Below are 23,695 nucleotides of genomic sequence, written 5' to 3' on the forward strand. Positions count from 1 at the left end.
GTCCCCCGGTCTAATGCGCGGTCCAGCCTCCGTCGATGGTCAGCGACGATCCGGTGATCATCGAGGCGTGCGGTGAGCAGAGGAAGGCCACCGCCTCGGCGACCTCCGCGGGCTCGATGAGGCGTCGGATGGCGGCCGGGGCCAGCATGATCTGCTCGACCACCTCGTCGGGCTCCAGGTCGTGGACGCGGGCCTGGTCGGCGATCTGCCGCTCCACCAGCGGCGTGCGCACGTAGGCGGGGTTGACGCAGTTGGAGGTCACGCCGTACGGCGCGCCCTCCAGCGCGACCACCTTGGAGAACCCCTCCAGGGCGTGCTTGGCGGTCACGTAGGCGACCTTGTACGGCGAGGCGCGCAGCCCGTGCACCGAGGAGATGTTGACCACCCGCCCCCAGCGGCGCTCGTACATGCCGGGCAGCGTCGCGCGGGCCAGCCGGAACGGCGCCTCCACCATGATCCTCATGATCGAGGAGAAGGTCTCGGGCGGGAACTCGGTGATCGGCGCGACGTGCTGGAACCCGGCGTTGTTGACGAGGATGTCCACCCCCTCGACCGCAAGCGCGTCCACCGCCGCCATGTCGGTCAGGTCGGCGGCGAGCGCCGACCCGCCGATCTCCTCGGCGGCCTCGCGCGCCAGGTCCTCCCGGACGTCCAGGACGACGACCCGCGCGCCGGCGCCGGCGAGCCGCCGCGCGCAGGCCCGGCCGATGCCGCCGGCCCCGCCGGTCACCAGGGCACGCCGGCCGGTGAGGTCCAGCCCGGCCGCCGTGCCGGCGGTCACGCTCGTTGAAACCACAGCAGTTGCTCCTAGGGATGCGCGGATGCGGCGGGGCGGGATCGCGGCCGGGCCTACACCGGCGATCCGACCCCTTCGGGCCGGGCGGGCGTCCCGTCGGACGCGTCCCCCTGGCCGGGGTCGGGGCGGCGGCCCGTGCGGGCGTGGACCAGGTCGCGGGCCGTGCCCCAGATGCCCCGGCGGAACACCAGCACGACGAGCACGAAGATCGTGCCGGTGACGATGCCGATGCCGTCGAATCCGGAGGTCACCAGGTAGTCGTTGAGCGCGACGACGAGGCCGGCGCCGATGACGCCGCCCCACAGCGTCCCGATGCCGCCGAGCACGACCATCATCACGACCTGGCCGGAGGTGGTCCAGTACACGCTCTCCAGCGAGGCGAAGCCGTGGCCGAGGGCGAAGAGCCCGCCGGCCAGGCCCGACAGCCCGGCCGACAGCACGAAGGCGAGCAGCTTGTAGCGCTGCACCGGGTAGCCGAGGGCCTGCGCCCGCGCGGGGTTGTCCCTGATCGACATCAGCACCCGGCCGAACGGCGAGCGGACCACGCGCCACACGGCGAGGAACCCGGCGAGGATCAGCGGCAGGCCGGCGTAGTAGAAGACGAAGGAGTCCGACAGGTCCAGGCCGAACAGCTCGCGGGGCACGCCCTGCAGGCCGTTCTCGCCGCCGGTCACGTCGCGCCACTGGTTGACGACGAAGTAGACCATCTGCGCGAAGGCCAGCGTCACCATCGCGAAGTAGATGCCGCGCAGGCGCACCGACAGGTAGCCGATGGGCACCGAGAGCAGGGCGGCGGCCAGCGCGCCGCCGGCCACCGCGACCGGGAACGGCAGCCCGGCGCGCAGCGCGATGAGGCCGGAGACGTACGTCGCCGTGCCCCAGAACGCGGCGTGGCCGAAGGACAGCAGGCCGGTGAACCCCAGCAGCAGGTCCAGCGCGGCGGCGAACAGCGCCCAGCAGGCGATGTCGAGCGCCACGGGCGGGTAGATCATCCAGGGCAGCGCCAGGGCGAGGAAGAGCCCGGCGGCGAGCAGCGGCGGCCTCGCGGCCAGCCGGGAAAGGATCACGACAACGCCTCCTCGCGTCCGAACAGGCCCGCCGGCCGCCACAGGAGAACGGCGGCCATGAGGATGAACACCAGCGTCTGGGACAGGGCGGGGACGTACAGGTTTCCGAGCGCCGAGACCAGGCCGATGGCGAACCCGGCGGCCACCGAGCCGAAGATCGAGCCGAGGCCGCCGATCACGACGACCGCGAAGACCGTGATGATGAGGTCGCCGCCCATCAGCGGGTTGACCGCGCGCATCGGGGCGGCGAGCACCCCGGCCAGCCCGGCGAGCGCGATGCCGAACCCGAAGACCGGCGTCACCCACCGGCCGACGTCGATGCCCAGCGCCCGCGTCAGCTCGGGCCGCTCGGTCGCGGCCCGGACGATCATGCCGACCCGGGTGCGGGTGAGCACCAGCCACACCAGCAGGCACAGGGTGACCGAGACGGCCAGCACGAACACCTGGTAGGCCGGGTAGGTGAACAGGCCGAGGTCGACCGTGCCCGCAAGCAGGTCCGGCCGGGGGTACGGCTGGGACTGCACGCCGTACTCCCGCTTGACCAGGTCCTGGAGGATCAGCGCCAGGCCGAAGGTGAACAGGAAGTTGTACAGCGGGTCCAGCGGCGCGAGCCTGCGGATGAACAGCCGCTGCAGGACGGTGCCGGCCAGGCCGAGCGCGACGGGGACCGCGACCAGCGCGATCCAGAAGTTCACGCCGAAGGAGTCGAGCAGTACGTACGACCCGAACGCGCCCAGCATGTAGAAGGCGCCGTGGGCGAAGTTGACGACGCCCAGCATGCCGAAGATCACGGCCAGGCCGAGGGCGAGCAGGGCGTAGAAGGCGCCACCAACCAGGCCGTTGAACGCCTGTTGAAGCACGGTGACCTCCAGAGAAGGGCGGGGACCGGGGCGGCGTCCCGTCGCGGGCGACGGGACGCCGGGGCGCGCCGGGCCCTCGCCGCGGCGCGCCCCCGCGGGCTCAGAGCTTGCAGGCGGGATCGGCGGGCTGGAAGGCCTCGTCGGCGGGGATGGTCTTGAGGATCTTCTCGTAGTCCCAGGGCTCGGTGACCTCGCTGGCGGGCTTGACCTGGGCCAGCGACACGTCGTGGAGCAGCAGGTGGTCCTGGGCGCGGATGGTGCCGTTCTTGGCGAACACGTCCTCGAACTCGTAGCCCTCCAGCTGCTTGACCACCGCGTCGGCGCCGTCGGTGCCGGCGCGCTGCACGGCCTCCAGGTACTGGGTGGCCGCCGAGTAGTTGGCGGCGTTGGGGAAGCTCGGCCGCTTGTTCACCTTGGCCTGGAACTTGTCGGCCCACGCGCGGTTCTCCGGCGTGGCGTTCCAGTACCAGGCGTCGGTGAACTTCGTGCCGGCCAGCGCGTCGGGGCCCAGGGAGTGGATGTCGGTGATGAACATCAGGCCGACCGCCAGGCCGATGCCCTTGTCGCGCAGCTTGTACTCGTTGTACTGCTTCACCAGGTTGACCAGGTCGCCGCCGGCCTGCATGGTGCCGATGACCTCGGGCTTGGGGCTCAGGCCGGGCGCCTTGAGCAGGAACGTGGAGAAGTTGTCGTTGGGGAACGGCGCCGGGTCGCTCTGGACGACGGTGCCGCCCGCGCCGGTCACCGCGGCGGTGAAGTTCTTCTGCATGTCCTGCCCGAACGCGTAGTCGGGGTAGACGATGTACCAGTTCTCGGCGCCGTCCTTGGTCACCGTGTCACCGGTGCCGTGCGCCAGCATGTAGGTGTTGTAGCCGTAGTGGAAGGTGTACTTGTTGCACTGCGCGCCTTCCAGCTCGGTGGTGGCGGCGCCGATGTCCATGAAGATCTTCTTCTTCGCCTTGGCGATGCCCGCCACCGCGAGCGCGGCGGCCGAGGAGGGCACGTCCAGGATGATGTCGGCGCGCTGCCGGTCGTAGAGCTCCTGGGCCTTGGAGTTGGCGACCTCCGGCTTGTTCTGGTGGTCGGCCGAGAGGACCTCGATCTCCTTGACGACGGCCTTGTCCCCGTACTTGGCCTGGTAGTCGGCGACGGCCATCTTCACGGCCTCGACGCTGCTCTTGCCCGAAAGGTCGGCGTAGATCGCCGACTGGTCGTTCAGGACGGCCAGGACGACCTTGCCGTCACTGATCTTGTCCCCGCTCCCCCCGGCGCCGGGCCCGCCCGCGCACCCGGCGATCGTGGCCACCGCGACGGCCACCGCGGCCGATCGGCCCACAGCTTTCATGTACTTCTCCTGTCAGTTCTACCGGTGCGCCGGGTCGGGGCCCGGCGGGAGGCATCGGCTTTGGGGGTGGGTCAGATCCCGAGGTATTCGAGCAACTCGTGCCGCCGGGCGCGCATCTCGTCGTTGCCGAGCGACTCCACGACGCGTCCCTCGGCCAGCAGGTAGTGCCGGTCGGCCACGGTGGAGGCGAAGTGCACGTTCTGCTCGATCAGCAGCACGGTGCCGCCCTGCCGCCTGACCTCGCGCAGGATGTCGCCGATCTGCTGGACGATCAACGGCGAGAGCCCCTCGGTGGGCTCGTCGCACAGCAGCAGCCGCGCGCCCATCCGCAGCACCCGGGCCAGGGCCAGCATCTGCTGCTCGCCGCCCGACAGCTTGGTGCCGGGGAAGGACCGCCGCTCCCGCAGCCGGGGGAAGGTCTCGTACACCCGTGCCAGCGGCCAGGGGGCGGGGCCGACGGCGGGCGGCAGCGTCAGGTTCTCCTCGACGGTCAGCGTGGAGTAGACGCCGCGGTCGTCGGGCACGTACCCGAGGCCCTGCCGCGCCCGGCGGTGGGCGGGCAGTCTCGTGATGTCGGCGCCCAGGAATCCCACGCTCCCCGACCAGCGCTCCTGCAGGCCCATCAGGCAGCGCAGCAGCGTCGTCTTGCCGGCGCCGTTGCGGCCGACCAGCGTGACGATCTCGCCCTCCCCCACCTGGAGCGACACCTCCCGCAGCACCTGGGCCTCGCCGTACCAGGCCGACAGGCCCTCGACGGACAGGATGGGCGTGCCGTCAGTCCTCGGCATGGGCGTCTCCCAGGTAGGCGCTGATGACGCGTGGGTCGTGGCGGATCTCGGCGTACGCCCCCTCGACGAGGACCCGGCCGCTCTGCAGCACCGTCACCCGGTCGGCCAGGCTGGAGACGACGCTCATGTTGTGCTCGACCATCACGACCGTGCGGCCGGCGCGGACCTTTCTGACCAGCTCCACCGTGCGTTCGACGTCCTCGACGCCCATGCCCGCCGTGGGCTCGTCCAGCAGCAGCACGCGCGGGTCGAGCGCCAGGGCCAGGGCCAGCTCCAGGGCGCGCTTGTGGCCGTAGGCCAGCGTGCCCGCGGGGGTGCCGGCGTGGGCGGTGAGCCCGACCTGGCCGAGCAGCTCCATCGCCCGGTCGCGGAAGCGGTCGAGCAGCCGGTCGGACCGCCAGAACTTCCAGGTGATCCCGGTCGCCCCGGCCAGCGCCAGCTCCACGTGCTCACGCGGCGTCATCTGGGGGAACAGGCTGGTGATCTGGAAGGACCGGGCGATCCCCATGCGGGCGACCTGCTCGGGGCGTCTGCCGGTGATGTCGTGCCCGCTCACGGTGATGCGGCCCGCGCTGGGCGAGAGGAACCCGGTCAGCAGGTTGAACAGCGTGGTCTTGCCCGCGCCGTTCGGGCCGACCAGGGCGTGGACGCTGCCCTCGGCGACGTCCAGGTCGACGCCGTCGACGGCGCGGAAGCCGCGGAACTCCTTGGCCAGGCCCCGCGCGCTCAGGACGGCGTCGGCCATGCGGGCCTCCTCGTGTCGTCGGGTTCGTCGGATGGTTTCGCCGGCGTCACCCCGGTGTCACGGGCGAAGTCGTCGTGTCGCGGAACACTAGGCGAGCCCGGTGTGGTCTTCCATGTGGGCCGCCCCCATATTCCCGGGCGGATAGGCGGGTGCGTCCCACACCCGCCCCAGGTCAACGGCCTGCCACGCCGTTTGACCTGCGATTGTGTGGGAGTCCCACGTACGTCACGGGACCGCCCCCACCTGGGTTCGGCGCGGGCCGGAAGGCGGGATCCGGGCCGTGGTGGGTGCGGGCTCCATGTCCGGAGCGGCGAATGTGGGTGGCGCGCACGTGGCCGAGCCCACACCGGGTGAGCAGCATTGCCGCAGTCGCCCCGCGCGGCCGCCGCGACGGCCGCCCGCTCCCCGGAGGCTCGGCGACGCCCGTCTGCCCGTCTCGCCTGAGGAGGCCCCCCATGCCATCCAACCCACACCGGCCGGCCCGGCTGCTGGGGGCGACGGCGGCCGCCGCGGTCGCCGTGTCCCTGCTCGGCCCCGCGCCCGCCGCCGGCGCCGCCACCCCCGGCCCCTGCGCGGGCCTGCAGCGCGTGGTGGTGCCCGGCGCCGAGAAGCAGGTCTCCGCCTGCCTGGACGACCTGACCACCGCGGGAACGGTGGCCTCCGGGCACTCGGTCGCGGCCGACTTCGCCGGGCTGACCCCCGCCGGGGCGACCAACCCGACCGGCGTGCCCGGCGGCCAGATCGACGGCTACTTCCCCGACACCTCCACCTCCAACGCCAACAACGGCTGGAACCACGACAGCCAGTTCGTCATCAGGCTGCCCGAACGCTGGAACGGCGGCCTGGTGGTCGCGGGGACGCCTGGCGTGCGCAGGCAGTACGCCAACGACTTCGCGATCTCCGACTGGGTGCTGGCGCAGGGCTACGCCTACGCGGCCACGGACAAGGGCAACACCGGCGCGGCGTTCTACCAGGACGGCGCCGAGCCCGGCGACGCGATCGCCGAGTGGAACAGGAGGGTCACCCAGCTCACCCGCGCCGCCAAGGCCGTGACCGCCCAGCGGTACGGGCGGGCGCCGCGCCGCACCTACGCCGCGGGGATCTCCAACGGCGGCTACCTGGTGCGCTGGCAGCTGGAGAACCACCCCGAGCTCTACAGCGGCGGCGTCGACTGGGAGGGCACGCTGTGGCGGGCCGAGGGCCCCAACCTGCTGACGTCGCTGCCGGCGACGCTGCGCGCCTACCCGCGGTACGCGGCCACCGGGGACCCCGCCGCCAAGGAGGCGATCATCGCGGCCGGCTTCCCTGCCGCGTCCGAGCCCCTGTGGGACTACCACTACAAGGTCTACTGGGACCTGACCCAGCGCATCTACCGCGAGGAGCTGGACCCCGGCTACGACGGCGCGACCGAGGCCGGCACGCCGTTCTGCGCCTCGGGCACGCCCGGATGCGACGCCGACTACGACTACGCCTCCCGGCCCCGTGCCGTGCGCGAGGCGGTGCGTAAGATCGCGCTGACCGGCCGCATCGGCAAGCCGATGATCACCCTGCACGGGACGCTGGACACGCTGCTGCCGATCGGCCAGGACTCCGACGTCTACGAGAGGCTGATCCGCGGCCAGGGCCGCGACCGCCTGCACCGCTACTACCGCCTGGAGGGCGGCACGCACGTCGACGGGCTCTACGACGCCCACCCCGGCCTGCTGCGCCCCATCCTGCCCTGCTTCCGCAGCGCGTTCACGGCCCTGGAGTCCTGGACGACGGGGGGCCACGCGCCGCCCGCCGACCGCACCCTTCCCCGGCCGGCCTCCGGCGACCTGGTCGGCACCTGCTCGCTGACCTCCTGACCGGACCGCCTCGCCTCACCCGGGCGGGGCACCGGAGCACCCACCGCGCCCCACGGCCCCCACGCGGCCGTGGGGCGCCCGTGCGAGCACCATGCTCACACCCGCTCGGAGTACACACCCGAACTGGTCATGTTTGGCCAAAGCAAGGGAAACGATCTTGGAATGCGCAGGTCGGGTGATAGTTTGAAACGACCGCACCTCGCCGCGAAGCGCGCCCCGTGAGTCAGGGGCCGGCAGCGCCGCTTGCGCCGGGTGCCGACCACGCCGCCCCCGGGCATTCCGGCGTCCCGGGCCGTTCGTCACCCAAAAGATGCGGGCAAGCACTCGGAAAATTCAGGAAGACCCGGAAGGCCCTCGAGGTGGAAAGCGCTATCCCATATGAGCTCCGGCCATTCAGGAAGGTAATCCCATGATGGCCGTGAGAGTGCGCGCTCGACTTACGGGGAAGACGTCCATGTTCGAAAGGGAACGAGTCCAGAGCATCCAGAGCACCCGGCTCCCGTCCCGGCCCCGCCCGCAGTGGCACGCTCCGCGTTCCATCCGCGGGCGCATCACCATGCTCATCAGCCTGCTGGCCGTCTTCCTCCTGGTCCCCTCCGGGGTCATCGCCGGTCTGGTCGCGCACCAGTCGGTCGGCGACACGGTGTGGCTGGAGGCGCGGAAGGAGGCGTCCGTGGCCGCCGCCGCCGACCGCGTCGGCGCGATCACCCCGACGATCAGGCCCACCGTTCCCGGCATCGAGTTCGTCCAGGTCGTGTCGCCGGACCACCGCGTCCTGTCGGCCTCGCCCGCCGCCAAGGGCCTGCCCCCGATCAGCGAGGTCTGGCCGTCCGCCGACGACCCGCAGCAGGACGTGTGGACCTGCTCGCACCAGCGGATCGGCTGCGTCCGCCTCTCGGCGCAGCGGGTCACCTCGGCCGCGGACTCCAACGTCGTCTACGCCGGCCGCCCGGCCCTGTCCGACACGTCCATGACGGTGATCGACTCCCTGTTCGCCACGCAGGGGACGCTGTTGATCTTCCTGGCCATCGCGATGACCTGGAAGGTGACCGGCCGGACCCTTCGCCCGGTGGAGGCGATCCGGGCCGAGCTCGCCGCCATCAACGTGAACGACCTGAGCAGCCGCGTGCCGGAGTCGTCCGGCGAGGACGAGATCGCCCGGCTCGCCCGGACGATCAACAGCACGCTGAGCCGCCTGGAGGCCGCCCGGCTCCGGACCGAGGAGGCGCTGAACCAGCAACGGCGGTTCGCGGCCGACGCCTCCCACGAGCTGCGCACCCCCGTGGCGGGCCTGCGGGCGCAACTGGAGGAGGCGCAGCTCCATCCCGAGGACACCGACCTGGACTCGCTGCTCCACCGGACGCTGTCGGACGTCGACCGGCTCCAGGCGATCATCACCGACCTGCTGCTGCTGGCGCGGGTGGGCTCGTGCGCGAAGGAGATGCGCGAGCGGGTGGATCTGTCGGCGGCCGCGCGCAAGGAGGTCGCCCGGCGCGGCCAGGAGCCCCGCCACACGCGGCTGGTCCTGGAGCCGGACGTCATGATCGACGGCATCCCGACCCAGCTCGGCCGCCTCGTGACCAACCTGCTCGACAACGCCCAGCGGCACGCGAAGAGCACGGTGGTGGTGGGCGTGCGCCGGGTGGACGGGCAGGCCGAGCTGAGCGTCGACGACGACGGGGACGGCATCGCCGAGGCCGACCGCCAGCACGTCTTCGAACGCTTCACCCGCCTGGACGCCGCCCGCAGCCGCGACCGCGGCGGCACGGGCCTGGGGCTGCCCATCGCCTGCGAGATCGCCCGCGCGCACGGCGGCGACCTCGCGGTGGAGACCTCCGGCCTCGGCGGCGCCCGCTTCGTGCTGCGCCTCGGGCTGGCGGAGACGGCGGAGGAGACTCCGGTGCCGGCGAGTGACGCCCCATGACGAAAGCCGTATCGCCTCTCCGCGCCGGGGCGTCTCCGGCCGGCGCACCGGGCTCCGGCGGCCCGATGCGGGCAACGTCACGCACGATCCCGCTCCGCCGGGGCCCGGCGGGGTTTTACAATGTGGCAAAACGCAAGATACTTCAGATCGTCCAGGTGACAGGGGACCCGTGCCCGGCTGCGCCCGCGCGGGCTGGGGTGAGAGGAGCGAGGTCATGGGGCGAGGCCGGGCCAAGGCGAAGCAGACCAAGGTCGCCCGTCAGCTCAAGTACAGCAGCCACGACATCGACCTCGACAGGCTGCGCGAAGAGCTGACCACACCCTACGATCGCCCATCCGACGACGGCACCGACACCCGGGGCGAGTCCCTCGCCGACCGCTGACGCGGCGCCCGGGGCCTCCGGGCGGCGCCCCCGATCTCGGGGACGCCGCCCGGAGGCGACCGGCGGGGCGCCGGCCCGGCGTGACCGGCCGCGGCCGGTGACGCCCCGCCCGAGGGCGCGGCGTCACCGGGGGGCGTCAGCCGTCGTCCGGCTTCCCGTCCGCGATCAGAGGCCGACGCCCAGGCTGGGCGTCAGGCCCGCCAGCCGCAGGCAGAGCGACTTGATCTCCGTCGCCTCGTACGCCTCCTTGTCCAGGCCCTCGCTGCACAGCAGCACGGGGGCGTCGGCCTGGTGGGCGGGCAGCCGCCCGTGGCTGCCGCGCACCGGGGACGGGTCCAGCGGCACGACCGGCAACGTGTAGCGGAAGCCGAGCTGCTTGCGTGCCAGCGCGAGCCCGGCCTTGGCCTTGACCCACGGGTCCCCGGGGTTGAGGAACAGCTCCGCGGGGTCGTAGCCGGGCTTGCGGTGGATGTCCACGTTCCTGGCGAAGTCCGGGGCCAGCTTGTCGTCGAGCCAGTAGTAGTAGGTGAACCACGCGTCCTCCGCGGCCACCGCGACCAGCTCCCCGGCCCTGGCGTGGTCGAGCCCGTACGCCGCCTTGCCGTTCTCGTCCAGCACCTCGTCCACCCCGGCCAGCGAGGTGAGCACCGACCGCACCTTGGCCACGTCGGCGGGGTCGCGCACGTAGACGTGGGCGAGCTGGTGGTCGGCGACGGCGAAGGCCCGCGAGGTCCACGGGTCCAGGTACTCCATCCCCGCCTGCCGGTAGACCGACAGCAGGCCCTCCCGGCGCAGCGCCCGGTTGACGTCGACCGGGCGGGAGACGTCGGTGATGCCGTACTCCGAGAGCACCACCGTCACCGCCCCGGCAGCCTCGGCGTCGTCCAGCAGCGGCCCGAGCGCGGTGTCGATCTCCTTGGCCGCCGCGACGGCCTCGGGCCCCGAGGGGCCGTACCGCTGAAGGTCGTAGTCCAGGTGGGGGACGTAGACCAGGGTCAGATCGGGCTTCTCGCGGGCCAGCAGCCGGCGGGCGGCGTCCACGATCCACTGGCTGGACGCGATCCCCGCGTTCGGCCCCCAGTAGGAGAACAGCGGGAACCGGCCGAACTCCCGGGTGAGGTCGACGCGCAGGGACGGCGGCACCGTGTAGCAGTCGGGCGACTTGCGGCCGTCGGCGTGGTAGATCGGACGCGGGGTGATCGTGTAGTCGACGTCCGCGCCCATGGCGTACCACCAGCACACGTTGGCGACCCGGTAGCCCGGGTGGACCCTGCGCGCGTCGTCCCAGATCTTCGGCCCCTCCACCAGGCCGTTGTGCTGGCGCCACAGCATCACCTCGCCGAGGTCGCGGAAGTACCAGCCGTTGCCGACGATCCCGTGGTCGCGGGGCAGGGTGCCGGTGAGCAGCGTCGACTGCACCGAGCAGGTGACGGCGGGCAGCACCGTGCCCAGCGACGCCGCCGGGCCCAGCCGGGACAGGTTCGGCATGGACGCGAGCAGCCGGGGCGTGAGCCCCACCACGTCTATGACCACCAGGGGTTTCACAGTTCCTCCTCCGACTTAACACCGCTCCATGGGCCGACGCGCCGAACCGCCGGCGCCGTCATGTGGCCTCCTCCTTGAGGCCGAGGTCCAGGAGCCGGTCTCTGATCCAGGCCAGCTCCAGCGCGATCCCGCCGGCCAGCTCCTCGTCGGTGCGAGGGCGGCGGTCGGCCGGCAGCGCCTGCCAGGTGTAGGTCTCCACCTCGACGTGCCGGGTGAGCGCCGCCGGGCCGCCGAGCAGCTCGCGCAGGGTGGCGTCGAGCACGTCCTGGGTCGAGTCCAGCGGCGGCGCCGGCCTCGCGTGCAGCGGGACGTGGAAGTGCACCGCCCACGGCGCGGCGGCGGGCAACCCGCCGTCCAGCGCCTCGCCCAGGTCGTCCGTGCCGCCCGGCCTGCCCCGCTCGCGGGTCTGGTGCAGGAAGCGCGGCTCGTCGAACTCGGCGAGCGCGGCGCGCGCGGCCGGGTCGGCGGGGTCGTCCACCCGCAGCGCGCAGGACGCCTGGAGCTTGACCACCGGCAGCCCGGCCCCGGCCAGGCGCCGCAGCGCCTCCCGGGGGTCCTCGAACTGGACGGCGAGGTGGCAGGCGTCCAGGCAGACGCCGAGGTGGTCGTGGTCGGCGCGGCCGAGGTGCTCGGCCGCCTGCGCGGTGGTCTCCACGACGCAGCCGGGCTCGGGCTCGAAGCCGACGCGGATCAGCCGGCCGGTGTCGGCGGCGACCTGGGCGAGCCCGGCGGCCAGCTCGTCGAGGGCCGCCGCCGCGGTCTCGGCGCGCTCGGGCGTCCAGGGGTCGCGCCAGGCCAGCGGCAGGGTGGAGATGCTTCCCGCGGCGACGTCCCCGGGCAGCAGCCCGGCCAGGACGCGGGCCAGGTCGAGCGTGTACCGCAGCCGGTCGGGTGTGGTCCAGTCGGGGTGGTAGACCCGCAGCTTGGACGCGCCGGCGGGGTCGCCGTGGAAGCCCTGGTAGGGGAAGCCGTTGAACGTGACGACCTCCAGGCCCTCCTCCCGCAGCGCCTCGCGCAGCCGCGCGACGTGCCCGGGCCCCTCGATCAGCGCGTCGCACACCGGCCGCGACAGCCAGAGCCCCAGCCCCAGCCGGTCGGCGCCAAGCCGCTCGCGGATCGGCCCGGCGAAGCGCCGGAGCTGGCCGAGCACGCCGTCCAGGTCCTCCGCCGGGTGGACGTTGGTGCAGTAGGCGAGGTGGACGACGGAGCCGTCCGCGTGCCGGAACCTCATGAGGACATCCCTCCCCCGGTGGCGGCCGGGCCGACGCCGGTGCGCGCGCCCTGGCGGACCGCGCCCGGGGCCGGGCGCGCCGCCTGCGGCGCCGTCACGCGCCCGCCTCCTTCGGGGTGCCGCGCTGGACGCTGTTGCCCTCGTAGGTGCCGTCCGCGTGCACCTCCGACAGGTCCAGACGGCCGCTCTGCGCGTAGAACGCGACAGGGTTGTCCCACAGCACGGTCTCGACCTCGGCCTCGGAGAATCCCGACGACAGCATGGCGTCGGCGACCGCGCGGGTCTTGAGCGGGTCGCTGCGGCCCCAGTCGGCCGCGGAGTTCACCACGACGCGCTCGGTGCCGTACTCCTTGAGCACGGCGACCATCCGGTCCTCGTCCATCTTGGTGTGGGGGTAGACGGAGAACCCCATCCAGCAGCCGCTCGCCGCGACCATGCCGACCGTCATCTCGTTGAGGTGGTCGACCAGCACGCGCTCGGGCGGCAGTCCCGACTCGCGGACGACGTCCAGGGTGCGCCTGGTGCCGGCGGGCTTGTCCCGGTGCGGGGTGTGCACCAGGACCGGCAGGCCGTGCTCGGCGGCCAGCGCGAGCTGGTGGGTGAGCGCCTCGTCCTCGGCCGGGGTGATGTCGTCGTAGCCGACCTCGCCGACGGCGACCACCCGGTCCTTGGCCAGGTAGCGCGGAAGCATGTCCAGCACGGGGCGCAGGCGCGGGTCGTTGGCCTCCTTGGGGTTCAACGCGATCGTGCAGTGGTGGACGATGCCGAACTGGGCCGCGCGGAAGGGCTCCCAGCCGAGCAGGCCGTCGAAGTAGTCGGCGAAGGTGCCCGCGGACGTGCGCGGCTGGCCCAGCCAGAACGCCGGCTCCACCACCGCGCGGACCCCGGCGGCGTACATGCGCTCGTAGTCGTCGGTGGTACGGGAGGTCATGTGGATGTGCGGGTCGAAGATGCGCATGGACGTTCCTCTCGTGTCAGGCGGGGCCGTCCGGGCGGCCGCCGTGCGGGCGCCCGGACTCGGCGAGCAGGGCCCGCAGGCGTTCGGGCGCGGCGGGGTGCAGCTCGGCCAGCGGCCACACGTCCGGCGGGACCTCGCGCCCGGCCAGCAGGCGCTCTTCGGCGTAGCCGGCCATCATGCGGGCCAGCTCGGCGTCGCGGCGCCGTTCCAGGCCCGCCACCGCGCTGAGCGGCACGCCGACGAACACGCACTTGAGCACCGCCTGCCGGTAGGCGTGGTCGGGCAGGCGGGCGGCGGCGTACGGGCCCAGGGCGGCCTCGATCAGCCGGGTGTCGTTGGTGCGCAGCGCGTCGCGCACCACCGGCAGGCCGGCCTCGCCCAGGCTCTTCTCCGCGTCGAGCACGGGCAGGGCCTTGAGCACGGCGAGCCGCTCGGCGGCGTCCCCGTGGGTGTAGACGTCGAACAGGACCTCGCCCAGGGCCTCGCCCGAGAGCGGCAGCGCGCGCAGCAGCTCGCCCCGGACCGCCTGGTCGACGGTCCAGCCGGGCGCGCCGGGCAGCGGGCCGCGGCCGCAGGTGCGGGCGGCGGCGGGGAACAGCGCCGGGAGTGCGGTCCCGTCGGCGCGGATCCGGTCGGCGGCGGCCCGCAGCCACTCGGCGGCCTCGCCGGTCAGGCCGGGCGCGGGAAGGGTCGGGGCGCTCACCGGGCCTCCCCCGCCCGGGCACGGCGATCCGGCGTCACCGCGGTCGGGGGGCGGCCGGGCGCCGGGCCGGGCGTCCCGGCCCGCGGCGACGGCACCGGCGAGGCCGGGGCGGCGCCGTCGGCGCCGCCCCGCCGGTGGGCCTCGCGCAGGAAGCGCAGGGAGCGGGAGGCGATGACCGGGGCGGCGTGGCTGTGCCTGGGCAGTTCCACGCTGACCAGGCCCCGGTACCCGGTCTCGTCCAGCGCCGCGAGCACGGGCGGGAAGTCGATCTCCCCGTCGCCGAACTCCAGGTGCTCGTGGACGCCGCGCCGCATGTCCTCGATCTGGACGTTGACCAGGTACGGCGCGGCCCGGCGCACGCTGTCGGGCACCGGGTCGGACTCCAGGCAGCGGCAGTGCCCGACGTCCAGGGTCAGGCCCAGCCGCCGGGGCCGTCCGGTCAGCTCGCGCAGGTGCTCGAACGCCTCGATGGTGTCGACCAGCATGCCCGGCTCGGGCTCGAAGCCCAGCGTGACCTCCCGGGCCGCCGCCTCCTCGACCACGGTGCCGACCCCGGCCACCAGGTTGTCCCAGGCCTGCGCCTCCGACACGCCCGGCGGGCGGACCCCGCTCCAGAAGGAGACGGCCTCGGCGCCGAGGTCGGCGCCGATCCGCACGGCCTGGCGCAGCAGGCCGACGCGCGGCGCCGCCTCGCCCGGCGGGTGCAGCAGCGTCGGGTAGTGCTTGCGGAACGGGTCGAGCACGTAACGCCCGCCCGTCTCGACCACCACGCCCAGGCCCAGCTCGCCCAGCCGCTTGGCCAGCCGCTCCACCTGGCGCCCGATGTCGGGGGCGAAGGGGTCCAGGTGGCGGGCGTCCAGGGTCAGGGCGACGCCGTCGTACCCCAGGTCGGCGAGCACGACCAGCGCCTGGTCCAGGCGGTGGTCGCCGAATCCGTTGGTCCCGTAGCCGAGTCTCACGTCGCGGACACCTTTCTGGACAGTTTCCTGGCGAGGGGATGCGCCGCGACCAGCGCCCCGGCGGTGACGAGGTCGCCGCGCCCCGCGGTGAGCGCGGCCTGCAGCGGCAGCAGGCCGAGGATGCTCCGGCCCACGGCCGCCCTGGTCCTGCCCGCGTCGGGGCGCCGGGCGGCGGTGAACTGCGCCCGCCCGACCACTCCCGCGTACGCCGCGGCGAGCCCCAGGCCGGCCAGCCTGCCCGCCCTCCCCCCGCCGGTGGCGCCGGAGGGCGGCGCCGTGAGCGCGAGCGCGCTCAGGACGCCCGCCGGCACGCGCGCGAGGCGCGCCCGCGCGGTGCCGGAGGCCGGCGCGAGGCCGGGCGGCGTCGAGAGCACGTGGGCGGCGGCCAGCGCCGCGGCGACCCCGGTGGCGGCGAGCGCGGTCGCCGACCGGGCGGCCGTCCCGCCGTGGACCTCGCCGCGGCTGAGCGTCGTGACGCCGAAGGTGTGCGCCGCCACGGCGCCGGCCGCCAGGGCCAGCGCCGTCCGCTCCGCACGGGGGCCGGCCCCGGGCGTTCCGCGCGCCGGGCCGCCCCGGCCCGCCGGCGCCCCGGCGCCGGCCGCGGCGTGTGCGGAGGGCCGCGCCGTGCCGCCGAGCAGGACGTCCAGGCCTCGGGCGGCGGCCATCGCGGCCGGCCCGGCCGGGGTGTCCTTCAGCGCGAGGTCGTAGGCCCACACCACGGCGGCCAGCGCGCCGGCGGTGCCGAGCGCCCGGCGGCCCCCGGCCCGGCCCGCCAGGGCCAGGCCGGCGACGGTGAGGCCGGCGGCCAGGCCGAGCGCCTGCCCCGGCCGCACGCGCCCGGACGGGATGGGGCGCTCGGGGCGCTCCTCGGCGTCCAGGTGGCGGTCGGCGTAGTCGTTCAGCGCCATTCCCGCCCAGTACAGGCACACCGACGACAGCGCCAGCTCCGGTCGCAGCGCGCCGCCCGCGGCGACGTCGCCGGGGACGGTGAGCGCGGCCGGCGCCCGGACGAGCTCGGCCAGTGTGGCCAGGTCCACGCTCACGCCGGGCTCCCGGCCCACGCGCGCAGCAGGTCGTACTGGATCTGGAGCCGGTGCTCGTCCAGCCCGAGCGGGTCCTTGAAGAAGAAGCCCAGCTCCCCCACCACCCCCGCCTGGCCGCGCTCGTGGGCGAGGGCCAGCAGCCTGGCCAGGTCGAGCACCAGCGGCGCGGCGAGCGCCGAGTCGCAGCCCTGCCAGGTGAACTGCAGCGACATGCGCACGCCGAGGAATCCCTCGAAGGTGATGTGGTCCCACGCGGTCTTCCAGTCGCCCAGGTGCGGCACGTGGTCGATGTGGGTCTGGCCCTCCACGGGATGGCCGAGGATGCCGGGCAGCGCCCGGTCCTTGGAGATGCGCTTGCTCTCGCCCGCCGCCGGGTCGGCCAGCGTGGCGCCGTCGCCCCCGCCGAGCAGGTTCGTGCCCGACCAGGACCGCACGGCGAGCGCCCGGGAGGCGAACATCGGGGCCAGGGCGGTCTTGACCAGCGTCTCCCCCGTCTTGGCGTCCCGGCCCGCGTACGGGAGCCCGCGCGAGCGGGCCAGCTCGTCCAGGGCGGGCAGCGACACGCCCGTGGAGGGGGTGAAGTCCGCGTACGGGCAGCCCGCGCTGAGCGCGGCGAACGCGTACAGCGAGCTGGGCGGCAGCACCCGGCCCGGCTCCTCCATGGCGGAGGTCAGCGCGCCGAGGTCGTGGTGCGCCGGGTGCGGCGCGACGGGGGGCTCGGTGGAGGCGACGTGGATCACGACGACCCGGGCGAGCCCGTGGCGTTCCCTGAACCCGGTGATGTCGGCGGCCAGCCTGCGCACCACCGCCGCCTGACCCGTCGCTCCGCCGGGCTCGGCGTCGCCGTCGGTGCCGTGGCGGATCTCCGCTTCCGCCGCCTCCAGGTCGTCCGCGACCAGCCGGGGCAGCGGCGCGGGGATGACCCCCGACCGGCTCAGCTCCTCGGCCTTCTTGACCAGCGGCGGGCCGGCGACATCGTGCCCGCCGAACACCAGCCGGTCCAGCGGCGGCAGGCCGGCGCCCGTGAAGTCGGGGCCTTCCGTGACGCAGCCGATGGGCGTCGCCAGCCCCGCGCGTAGTGCCGCGGCGCCCGCGACGACCGTGGTGGCCACCGATCCCCGTGCCCCGACGAGCCAGACCCCGACGTCCATCGGTACTCCTCTTCGATCACGCACTTTCACGTACTTCGCCGACTTTCGCGTTCTCTTGTGTACTTGTGGAACCGCCCCGGCCCGGGGGGAACCCGGGCCGGGGCCGTGCGAACCGGGCGGACGCCCGGGTCACCTGGTGAGCGTGAAGGTGTCCACGTCGAACAGGGCTCCGGTGCCGCCGGAGAACACCAGGAAGACCGGGCCGGAGGCCGAGCCGCTCAGCGTGGTGGTGACGGTGCGGAAGGTGTCCCAGCCGCCGGTGTTGGGAACGGCGACCGAACCCAGCACCGTGCCGGTCTGCGAACCCGACCGCACCTGGATCGTCCCGCCGGCGCCGCCGGAGGACACCCGCGCCGAGAAGCCGGTCGCGCCCGCCGTGCTCACCGACGCGTACCCGGCCCAGTCGCCGTTGTCGATGTAGCCCAGCGTCGTGCCGCCGCTGGCCGAGGCGTGCCCGGCCGTCTGCACGCCGGACTGGGAGGTGAAGGCCTCGCCCTCCACGGCGGCGGCGGGCGGCGGGGTGGTCGACCTGGAGATCGTGACGGTGTCCACGTCGAACAACGAGCCCGAACCGCCGGTGAAGGTCAGGAACAGCGGGCCGGAGGCCGAGCCGCTCAGCGTGGTGGTGACGGTGCGGAAGGTGTCCCAGCCGCCGGTGTTGGGAACGGCGACCGAACCCAGCACCGTGCCGGTCTGCGAACCCGACCGCACCTGGATCGTCCCGCCGGCGCCGCCGGAGGACACCCGCGCCGAGAAGCCGGTCGCGCCCGCCGTGCTCACCGACGCGTACCCGGCCCAGTCGCCGTTGTCGATGTAGCCCAGCGTCGTGCCGCCGCTGGCCGAGGCGTGCCCGGCCGTCTGCACGCCGGACTGGGAGGTGAAGGCCTCGCCCTCGACGGTGGTGCTGCCGCCTGGGTCGGGCGGCGTCGTCGTCGGCGTGCAGTCGGCCGCGACCATGCCGGCCACGTACCGGATGCCGCCGAGCAGCAGGTTGCGGAACGGCGTCTCGGCGTAGGACTGCTGGGTGTGCCCGAGGCCGGTGTAGAACGAGCGCCCGGACGCCTGCGGGTGGCACCAGGTGATCGGGTGGTCGCCACCCATGTCGCCGCCGCTGTAGCTGGACTCGTCCAGGCTCTGCAGCACCCGCACGGTGGAGCGGGGGTTGGTGCGGTAGTTGTACCACTCGTCGGTGCGCGTCCAGGTCGCCCCGAGCCCGGCGGTGGCCGGGTGGGTGCGGTCCTCGTTCTTGACGACGGCCTGCTGGATCGCCGGGTGGCTGCGGAAGTAGGCCCCGACCAGCTGCCCGTAGTACGACCAGTCGTACTCGGTGTCGGCCGCGGCGTGCACGCCGACGTAACCGCCGCCGCCGTTGACGTAGGACGCGAAGGCTGTCTGCTGGGAGTCGTTGAGCACGTCGCCGGTGGTGCTGAGCCAGACCACCGCCTTGAACCGGGCGAGGTTGGCGGTGGTGAAGGCGCCCGCGTCCTCGGTGGCGGTGACCGTGAAGTTGTTGGCCGCGCCGAGCTCCCGGATCGTCTGGATGCCGACGGGGATCGAGTCGTGCCGGAAGCCGGCGGTCTTGGAGAACACCAGGACCTCGTAGGCGGGGTCGGCCGCCCGCGCGGCCGCGGGGGCCGACGGGGTCATGGCAAGCGCGGCGGCGACCAGCGCCAGACCGCTCAGGCCACGTCTTATGACGTTGCGCATGGACTGTCCTTTCGTGTCGTGCTCGCCGGGGGGGCGGCGACCCTTTCCCCTCCGCGGCCCGCGTGAGCGGCCCGCGTCGGGTGCCGAAGGCCGGCGCGGCGGGCCGGTGGACCCGCCGCGCCGGCCTTCGCCGTCAACGCGTGATGGTGAAGGTGTCCACGTCGAGCAGGGCGCCGGTGCCCCCGGTGAACGACAGGAACAGCGGGCCGGTGGCCGAGCCGCTCAGTGCCGTCGACACGGTGGCGAAGGTGTCCCAGCTTCCGGTGTTGGCGACGTTCACCGAGCCCAGCAGGGTGCCGGTCTGCGAGCCGGAGCGGACCTGGATCGTCCCGCCGGGGCCGCCCGAGGACACGCGGGCCGAGAAGCTCCGCGCGCCTTGGGTGTTGACCTGCGAGTATCCGGCCCAGTCGCCGTTGTCGATGTAGCCCATGGTCGTGCCACCGCTGGCGGCGGTGTGCCCGGCCGGCTGCACGCCCGAGTTGGAGGTGTAGGCCTCGGCCTCGGTCGTGACGCCGGTGCCGCCGCCGGAGGTGTTGATGGTGAAGGCGTCGAGGTCGAACAGGTTGCCCTGGCCGGTGACGCCCTTGAACACCCAGTACAGCGTCGTGGTGCCGCTGGGCGGGCTGGAGATGGCGCCGGTGACGTTCACGAAGGTGTCCCAGCTCCCGGTGTTGGCGACGTTCACCGAGCCCAGCAAGGTGCCGGTGGCCGAGCCGGCGCGCAGCTCGATCGTGCCGCCCGGCCCGCCCGAGGAGACGCGGGCGGTGAAGCTCTGGGCGTTGCCGATCGCGTACGTCGGGAAGGCGATCCAGTCGCCGTTGTCGGTGAACCCGACGGTCCGCGCGCCCTCGGCCGAGCCGTGGTCGGCGGGCTGGATGCCCTGCATGGTGGTGTAGTGCTCGGCCTGCCGGTGGCGGGGCTGGAGCGTGCGGGTGCTGGTGGTGGTCAGGCCGGCCCGGTCGGTGTAGGAGGCCTCGAGGACGCCGTAGATGTTGGCGGCGGAGTCGTGCTCACCGTCGGCCGGCACCACCAGGGATCCGGAGCACCCGGTCCTGGAGGTGATCTGGTGGCGGTGGTTGTCGTGGCCCAGGAAGTAGGTGACCGTCACCCGGGAGCAGTCGATCGTGCCGTCCTCGGGGTCGGCGACGGTGACCGCGTAGGGCACGGTGTCGCCGAACGAGAAGAGCTGGCCGTTCACCGGCTGGGTCATGTTCACCGTCGGGGCGGTGTTGCCGGCGGTGACGACGAGGCTCGCCGTCCCGGTCAGCCCCTGCGGGTCGCGGACGGTCAGCGTCGGCGTGTAGGTGCCTGCGGTGTTGTAGGTCTTCGTGGGGTTGGCGGCGGTGGAGGTGGTGCCGTCGCCGAAGTTCCACGAGTAGCTCAGCGAGCCGCCCTCGGGGTCGCTGCTGCCCGCCGAGGAGAAGCTCACGGTGAGCGGCACGGGCCCGGAGTTCTTGTCGGCCGCGGCCTTGGCGATCGGGTTGCGGTTGGTGCCGCCGAGGTACTCGACGCGGACCAGCTGCGGGGGGCTGCCGCCGGCGCCGTAGTCGAGCACGTACAGCGCGCCGTCGGGGCCGAAGGCCATGTCCATGACCTGCGTGCCGTCCCACGGGAAGTCGACGATCTCGCCGTAGCCGCCGCTGGAGGTGACCTCGACGGCCTTGATCCACTGGCGGCCGTACTCGCCGGCGAAGTAGCGGCCGTCGAGCGACTGCGGGAACTTGATCGGCGAGTTCAGCGAGGCGTTGTACCGGTAGACCGGGCCGCCCATCGGCGACTCGGAGCCGCTGCCGAACTCCGGCGGGGAGCCGGCGTCGCCCGAGTACCTGATCCAGGCCGGCTTGGCCGGGGGCAGCGTGGCCAGGCCGGTGTTGCGGAAGGAGTTGTTGGTCGGGCCGCCGGCGCAGTTGTACTTGGCGCCGGAGGGGCCGCTGGGGAAGGTGTACTCGTTGTAGGTCTCGGTGGTGCTGTTGGACCCGGTGCAGTACGGCCAGCCGAAGTTGCCCGGGCCGGTGATCCGGTTGAACTCCACCTGGCCGCTGGGGCCGCGGTTGGCGTTGGTGCCGCCGGCGTCGGGGCCGTAGTCGCCCAGGTAGACGATGCCGGTGGCCTTGTCCACGCTCATGCGGAACGGGTTGCGGAAGCCCATGGCGTAGATCTCGGGCCGGGTCCGCGCCGTGCCGGGCGCGAACAGGTTGCCCGACGGGATGGTGTAGGTGCCGTCCGGCTGGACCTTGATCCGCAGCACCTTGCCGCGCAGGTCGTTGGTGTTGCCCGAGGAGCGCTGGGCGTCGAACTGCGGGTTGCGGTCGGTGCGCTCGTCGATGGGCGTGTAGGCGTCCGACTCGAACGGGTTGGTGTCGTCGCCGGTCGTCAGGTACAGGTTGCCGGCGGCGTCGAAGTCGATGTCCCCGCCGACGTGGCAGCACTGACCGCGGTCGTTGGGAACCCGGAGCACGACCTTCTGGCTGGCCATGTCGAGCGTGTTGTCGGTCTTCAGCGTGAAGCGCGACAGGTGCAGCTCGCCCTTCCACGCGTCGAAGTCGGCGGCGCTGCCCGTCTTCGGCGCGTCCCCGCCCGGCGTGCTGAGCGGGGGCGAGAAGTACAGGTAGATGTACCGGTTGGAGGCGAAGTTCGGGTCGGCCGCCACACCCTGGAGGCCTTCCTCGTCATGGGTGTAGACGCTGAGCTTCCCGGCCACCTTGGTGTTGCCCGCGGCGTCGGTGACCCGCACCGTGCCGTCGCGGGCGGTGTGGACGACCGACCGGTCGGGGAGCACCGCGAGGGACATGGCCTCGCCGATCTCCGCGCTTCCGGTGGCCAGGGTCACGTGCTGGTAGTCGCCTGGCGGGATGGGGGCCGCCTGGGCGGCCGGTCCGGTGGCCGTCACGGTGGCCACGCCGCCCGCGACGACCAGCGAGATCGACGCGAGGAGACGGGCCCACGACCGAGGACGTGGAGACATGAGGGGTCCTTTCCTGACTTGGGGGGTCAGTCAGGCAAGGCGCGCGCCGCCGCGCTTGTTGCCGGGTTGTGCGTCGTGCGAGGAGGGTTGCGGTGCCGCGATGGCGCTGGAGGGTGCCGCCTCCAGGTCGTACCCGTGAGGGTACGTTTCTGCAAAAATCGAATCAAGTTATGAAAGAAATTGTCATTGACCTGCCAGTGTGGGGGCGGTGGCCGCGATCGGCGCCGAGCCGATCGCCGCGGGATCGTTGATGACCTGATCGGCCACCATGCTCGCCGCGCCGCGCGAGGCGGCGCCGAACCCGAGTGCCGACGCCACGAACCGGCAGCGTGCCGCCGGGCCGGCGATGACCAGCCGCTCCAGCTCCGCCTGCGCGGGCGGGATCAGGCGTTCGGCCAGCTTGGCGAAGTAGCCGCCGAGCACGATGACACTCGGGTTGAACAGGTTGACCAGGATGGAGCCGCCGAGCCCGAGCCACCGGCCCACCTCGGCGACGGCGGCGTGGGCGCGCGGGTCGCCCTCGGCGAGTCCGCGGGCGATCTGCGTCACCCGCTCCTCGGGGTCGGGCGAGGGCGCGCCGCCCAGCCCGTAGGCCAGCTCGGGGGTGGCCGACCTGACCAGCGCGGCCAGCCCGACCTTGGTCTCCCAGCAGCCGGTGCGGCCGCAGCCGCAGCGGCTGCCGGTCGGGTCGACGGGCATGTGCCCGACCTCGCCGGAGAAGCCGTCGGCGCCGCGCAGCAGGCGGCCGGCGACGACGATGCCGCCGCCGACGCCGACCTCCCCGGTCAGGTAGACCATGTCGGGCGTGCCCGCGGCGATCCCGCCGGTGTACTCGGCGAGCGCGGCCAGGTTGGCGTCGTTGTCGGCCATCACCGGCACCCGCACGTGGCCGATCTCGGCGCGAAGGCGCACGGTCAGCGCCACGTCGCGCCAGCCGAGGTTGGGCGCGAAGGCCACGGCGCCGCGGACCACGTCGACCAGGCCCGGGACGGCGACGCCGACGCCCGCGGGCGTGGCGCCGGCGCGGACCAGCTCCTCGATGGCGTTCCTGGCCACCCGGCCGAGCTCCTTGATCGCGCGGTCGGGGCCCATGCCCATCGCGTCCATGCCCACCCGCCGGTCGACGAGCACGCGCCCGCCGAGGTCGGTGCCGTACAGGGCCGCGTAGTCGACGTTGATCTCGGTGCCGAGCACGCCCACGTGGGATCCGTCCAGGGCGACGGCCCGCCGGGGCCGGCCGACGGCGCCCACGTACTCGATGCCCACCTCACGGACCAGGCCGCGGTCGAGCAGCTCGGCCATCAGGCTGGAGACGGTGGCCCGGTGCAGGCCGGTCGCGTCCGCGATGTCGGAGCGGGAGCAGGAGCCCTCGTCACGCAGGTGACGCAGGACGGTGGCGAGGTTGGCCCGGCGCAGCGAGGCGTGCCCCACGGCCTGCGTCCGGTCTCCGGCCGTTCGGCCGGGCACCTTCCTCTGCGCCACACTCACCAACCCGATTTGTATGTCTCCAAGAACAATTAACCGATTTCTAACATGGAGAGCACGGCAGCGTAAATCCCCGGAGTTGGTAACGAATCCGCATCCTCCGGAACACGAGCAGGTAGACGAGGGGTGGTTGTCCACGTTACGGAAGCGTTACGAAAAGCGAAGCGCTTCGAGACTTGCCCCCGGCCCGTGGC

Annotated in this window: 19 protein-coding genes; 3 read left to right on the top strand and 16 right to left on the bottom strand. The window is 73.4% G+C overall.

The features are described from left to right. Positions 1 to 10: 10 nt before the first annotated feature. From PYR91_RS12780 to PYR91_RS12805, 6 genes are all read right to left on the bottom strand, one after another. A complete protein-coding gene (locus tag PYR91_RS12780; RefSeq protein ID WP_279779878.1) occupies positions 11 to 796 on the bottom strand; it encodes a 3-hydroxybutyrate dehydrogenase in 786 nt (261 codons plus the stop codon). Positions 797 to 849: 53 nt separating this feature from the next. Beyond that, positions 850 to 1,863 carry a branched-chain amino acid ABC transporter permease gene (locus PYR91_RS12785; protein ID WP_279779879.1) on the bottom strand — a complete coding sequence of 338 codons (1,014 nt, stop codon included), beginning with the start codon at positions 1,861 to 1,863 and terminating at the stop codon, positions 850 to 852. Then, positions 1,860 to 2,723 (bottom strand): branched-chain amino acid ABC transporter permease, encoded by an 864-nt coding sequence (locus PYR91_RS12790; protein WP_279779880.1) that lies wholly within the window; start codon positions 2,721 to 2,723, stop codon positions 1,860 to 1,862. Before PYR91_RS12790 ends, PYR91_RS12785 begins: the two co-directional genes overlap by 4 nt. Before the next feature lie 100 nt (positions 2,724 to 2,823). Beyond that, entirely contained in the window at positions 2,824 to 4,068 is a 1,245-nt protein-coding gene (locus tag PYR91_RS12795; RefSeq protein WP_279779882.1) for an ABC transporter substrate-binding protein, read from the bottom strand. A gap of 71 nt (positions 4,069 to 4,139) precedes the next feature. Continuing rightward, a complete protein-coding gene (locus PYR91_RS12800) occupies positions 4,140 to 4,856 on the bottom strand; it encodes an ABC transporter ATP-binding protein (RefSeq protein ID WP_279779884.1) in 717 nt (238 codons plus the stop codon). Then, positions 4,843 to 5,601: an ABC transporter ATP-binding protein gene (locus PYR91_RS12805; RefSeq protein WP_279779886.1), complete on the bottom strand. Its 759-nt coding sequence runs from the start codon at positions 5,599 to 5,601 to the stop codon at positions 4,843 to 4,845. Before PYR91_RS12805 ends, PYR91_RS12800 begins: the two co-directional genes overlap by 14 nt. Positions 5,602 to 6,056: 455 nt before the next feature. Between PYR91_RS12805 and PYR91_RS12810 the strand changes: the two genes are divergently transcribed. From PYR91_RS12810 to PYR91_RS12820, 3 genes are all read left to right on the top strand, one after another. After that, on the top strand, positions 6,057 to 7,448 hold the full coding sequence (locus PYR91_RS12810; protein ID WP_279779887.1) for a tannase/feruloyl esterase family alpha/beta hydrolase: 1,392 nt from the start codon (positions 6,057 to 6,059) through the stop codon (positions 7,446 to 7,448). A 454-nt stretch (positions 7,449 to 7,902) separates the two neighbouring features. Next, entirely contained in the window at positions 7,903 to 9,372 is a 1,470-nt protein-coding gene (locus PYR91_RS12815; RefSeq protein ID WP_279779888.1) for a HAMP domain-containing sensor histidine kinase, read from the top strand. A gap of 214 nt (positions 9,373 to 9,586) precedes the next feature. Next, positions 9,587 to 9,754 (top strand): DUF3073 domain-containing protein, encoded by a 168-nt coding sequence (locus PYR91_RS12820; protein ID WP_279779889.1) that lies wholly within the window; start codon positions 9,587 to 9,589, stop codon positions 9,752 to 9,754. Between the two features lie 165 nt (positions 9,755 to 9,919). Here the strand turns inward: PYR91_RS12820 and PYR91_RS12825 are convergent, their stop codons facing one another. From PYR91_RS12825 to PYR91_RS12870, 10 genes are all read right to left on the bottom strand, one after another. After that, positions 9,920 to 11,299 (bottom strand): alkaline phosphatase family protein, encoded by a 1,380-nt coding sequence (locus tag PYR91_RS12825; RefSeq protein ID WP_279779890.1) that lies wholly within the window; start codon positions 11,297 to 11,299, stop codon positions 9,920 to 9,922. Between the two features lie 58 nt (positions 11,300 to 11,357). Further along, positions 11,358 to 12,530 carry a metabolite traffic protein EboE gene (gene eboE / locus PYR91_RS12830; protein ID WP_279779891.1) on the bottom strand — a complete coding sequence of 391 codons (1,173 nt, stop codon included), beginning with the start codon at positions 12,528 to 12,530 and terminating at the stop codon, positions 11,358 to 11,360. Positions 12,531 to 12,624: 94 nt separating this feature from the next. Then, positions 12,625 to 13,488 (bottom strand): TatD family hydrolase, encoded by an 864-nt coding sequence (locus PYR91_RS12835; RefSeq protein WP_279779893.1) that lies wholly within the window; start codon positions 13,486 to 13,488, stop codon positions 12,625 to 12,627. Between the two features lie 16 nt (positions 13,489 to 13,504). Continuing rightward, a complete protein-coding gene (locus tag PYR91_RS12840; RefSeq protein WP_279779894.1) occupies positions 13,505 to 14,191 on the bottom strand; it encodes an EboA domain-containing protein in 687 nt (228 codons plus the stop codon). Continuing rightward, the gene (locus tag PYR91_RS12845; RefSeq protein ID WP_279779896.1) at positions 14,188 to 15,150 is read right to left on the bottom strand and encodes a sugar phosphate isomerase/epimerase; all 963 of its coding nucleotides are present in this window, start codon (positions 15,148 to 15,150) and stop codon (positions 14,188 to 14,190) included. The genes PYR91_RS12840 and PYR91_RS12845 overlap by 4 nt, the downstream gene beginning before the upstream one ends. Beyond that, positions 15,147 to 16,193, bottom strand: a complete 1,047-nt coding sequence (locus PYR91_RS12850; protein WP_279779897.1) for an SCO3242 family prenyltransferase — start codon at positions 16,191 to 16,193, stop codon at positions 15,147 to 15,149. The genes PYR91_RS12845 and PYR91_RS12850 overlap by 4 nt, the downstream gene beginning before the upstream one ends. After that, entirely contained in the window at positions 16,190 to 17,344 is a 1,155-nt protein-coding gene (locus PYR91_RS12855) for an inositol-3-phosphate synthase (RefSeq protein WP_279779899.1), read from the bottom strand. Before PYR91_RS12855 ends, PYR91_RS12850 begins: the two co-directional genes overlap by 4 nt. Positions 17,345 to 17,473: 129 nt before the next feature. After that, a complete protein-coding gene (locus PYR91_RS12860; protein ID WP_279779900.1) occupies positions 17,474 to 19,051 on the bottom strand; it encodes a ThuA domain-containing protein in 1,578 nt (525 codons plus the stop codon). A 133-nt stretch (positions 19,052 to 19,184) separates the two neighbouring features. Then, positions 19,185 to 22,016: a carbohydrate-binding protein gene (locus PYR91_RS12865; RefSeq protein WP_279779901.1), complete on the bottom strand. Its 2,832-nt coding sequence runs from the start codon at positions 22,014 to 22,016 to the stop codon at positions 19,185 to 19,187. A 183-nt stretch (positions 22,017 to 22,199) separates the two neighbouring features. Further along, positions 22,200 to 23,504: an ROK family transcriptional regulator gene (locus PYR91_RS12870; protein ID WP_279779902.1), complete on the bottom strand. Its 1,305-nt coding sequence runs from the start codon at positions 23,502 to 23,504 to the stop codon at positions 22,200 to 22,202. Positions 23,505 to 23,695: the final 191 nt, after the last annotated feature.

Source organism: Sphaerisporangium sp. TRM90804, from assembly GCF_029846175.1.
Taxonomy (GTDB): domain Bacteria; phylum Actinomycetota; class Actinomycetes; order Streptosporangiales; family Streptosporangiaceae; genus Sphaerisporangium.

What these genes read in the sequence shown, in the direction of transcription:
- PYR91_RS12810 (WP_279779887.1), top strand. Translation starts at nt 6,057, where the DNA reads ATGCCATCCAACCCACACCGGCCGGCCCGGCTGCTGGGGGCGACGGCG.
- PYR91_RS12855 (WP_279779899.1), bottom strand. Translation starts at nt 17,344, where the DNA reads ATGGACGTCGGGGTCTGGCTCGTCGGGGCACGGGGATCGGTGGCCACC.
- PYR91_RS12795 (WP_279779882.1), bottom strand. Translation starts at nt 4,068, where the DNA reads ATGAAAGCTGTGGGCCGATCGGCCGCGGTGGCCGTCGCGGTGGCCACG.
- PYR91_RS12860 (WP_279779900.1), bottom strand. Translation starts at nt 19,051, where the DNA reads ATGCGCAACGTCATAAGACGTGGCCTGAGCGGTCTGGCGCTGGTCGCC.
- PYR91_RS12835 (WP_279779893.1), bottom strand. Translation starts at nt 13,488, where the DNA reads ATGCGCATCTTCGACCCGCACATCCACATGACCTCCCGTACCACCGAC.
- PYR91_RS12865 (WP_279779901.1), bottom strand. Translation starts at nt 22,016, where the DNA reads ATGTCTCCACGTCCTCGGTCGTGGGCCCGTCTCCTCGCGTCGATCTCG.
- PYR91_RS12820 (WP_279779889.1), top strand. Translation starts at nt 9,587, where the DNA reads ATGGGGCGAGGCCGGGCCAAGGCGAAGCAGACCAAGGTCGCCCGTCAG.
- eboE (WP_279779891.1), bottom strand. Translation starts at nt 12,530, where the DNA reads ATGAGGTTCCGGCACGCGGACGGCTCCGTCGTCCACCTCGCCTACTGC.
- PYR91_RS12815 (WP_279779888.1), top strand. Translation starts at nt 7,903, where the DNA reads ATGTTCGAAAGGGAACGAGTCCAGAGCATCCAGAGCACCCGGCTCCCG.
- PYR91_RS12805 (WP_279779886.1), bottom strand. Translation starts at nt 5,601, where the DNA reads ATGGCCGACGCCGTCCTGAGCGCGCGGGGCCTGGCCAAGGAGTTCCGC.
- PYR91_RS12800 (WP_279779884.1), bottom strand. Translation starts at nt 4,856, where the DNA reads ATGCCGAGGACTGACGGCACGCCCATCCTGTCCGTCGAGGGCCTGTCG.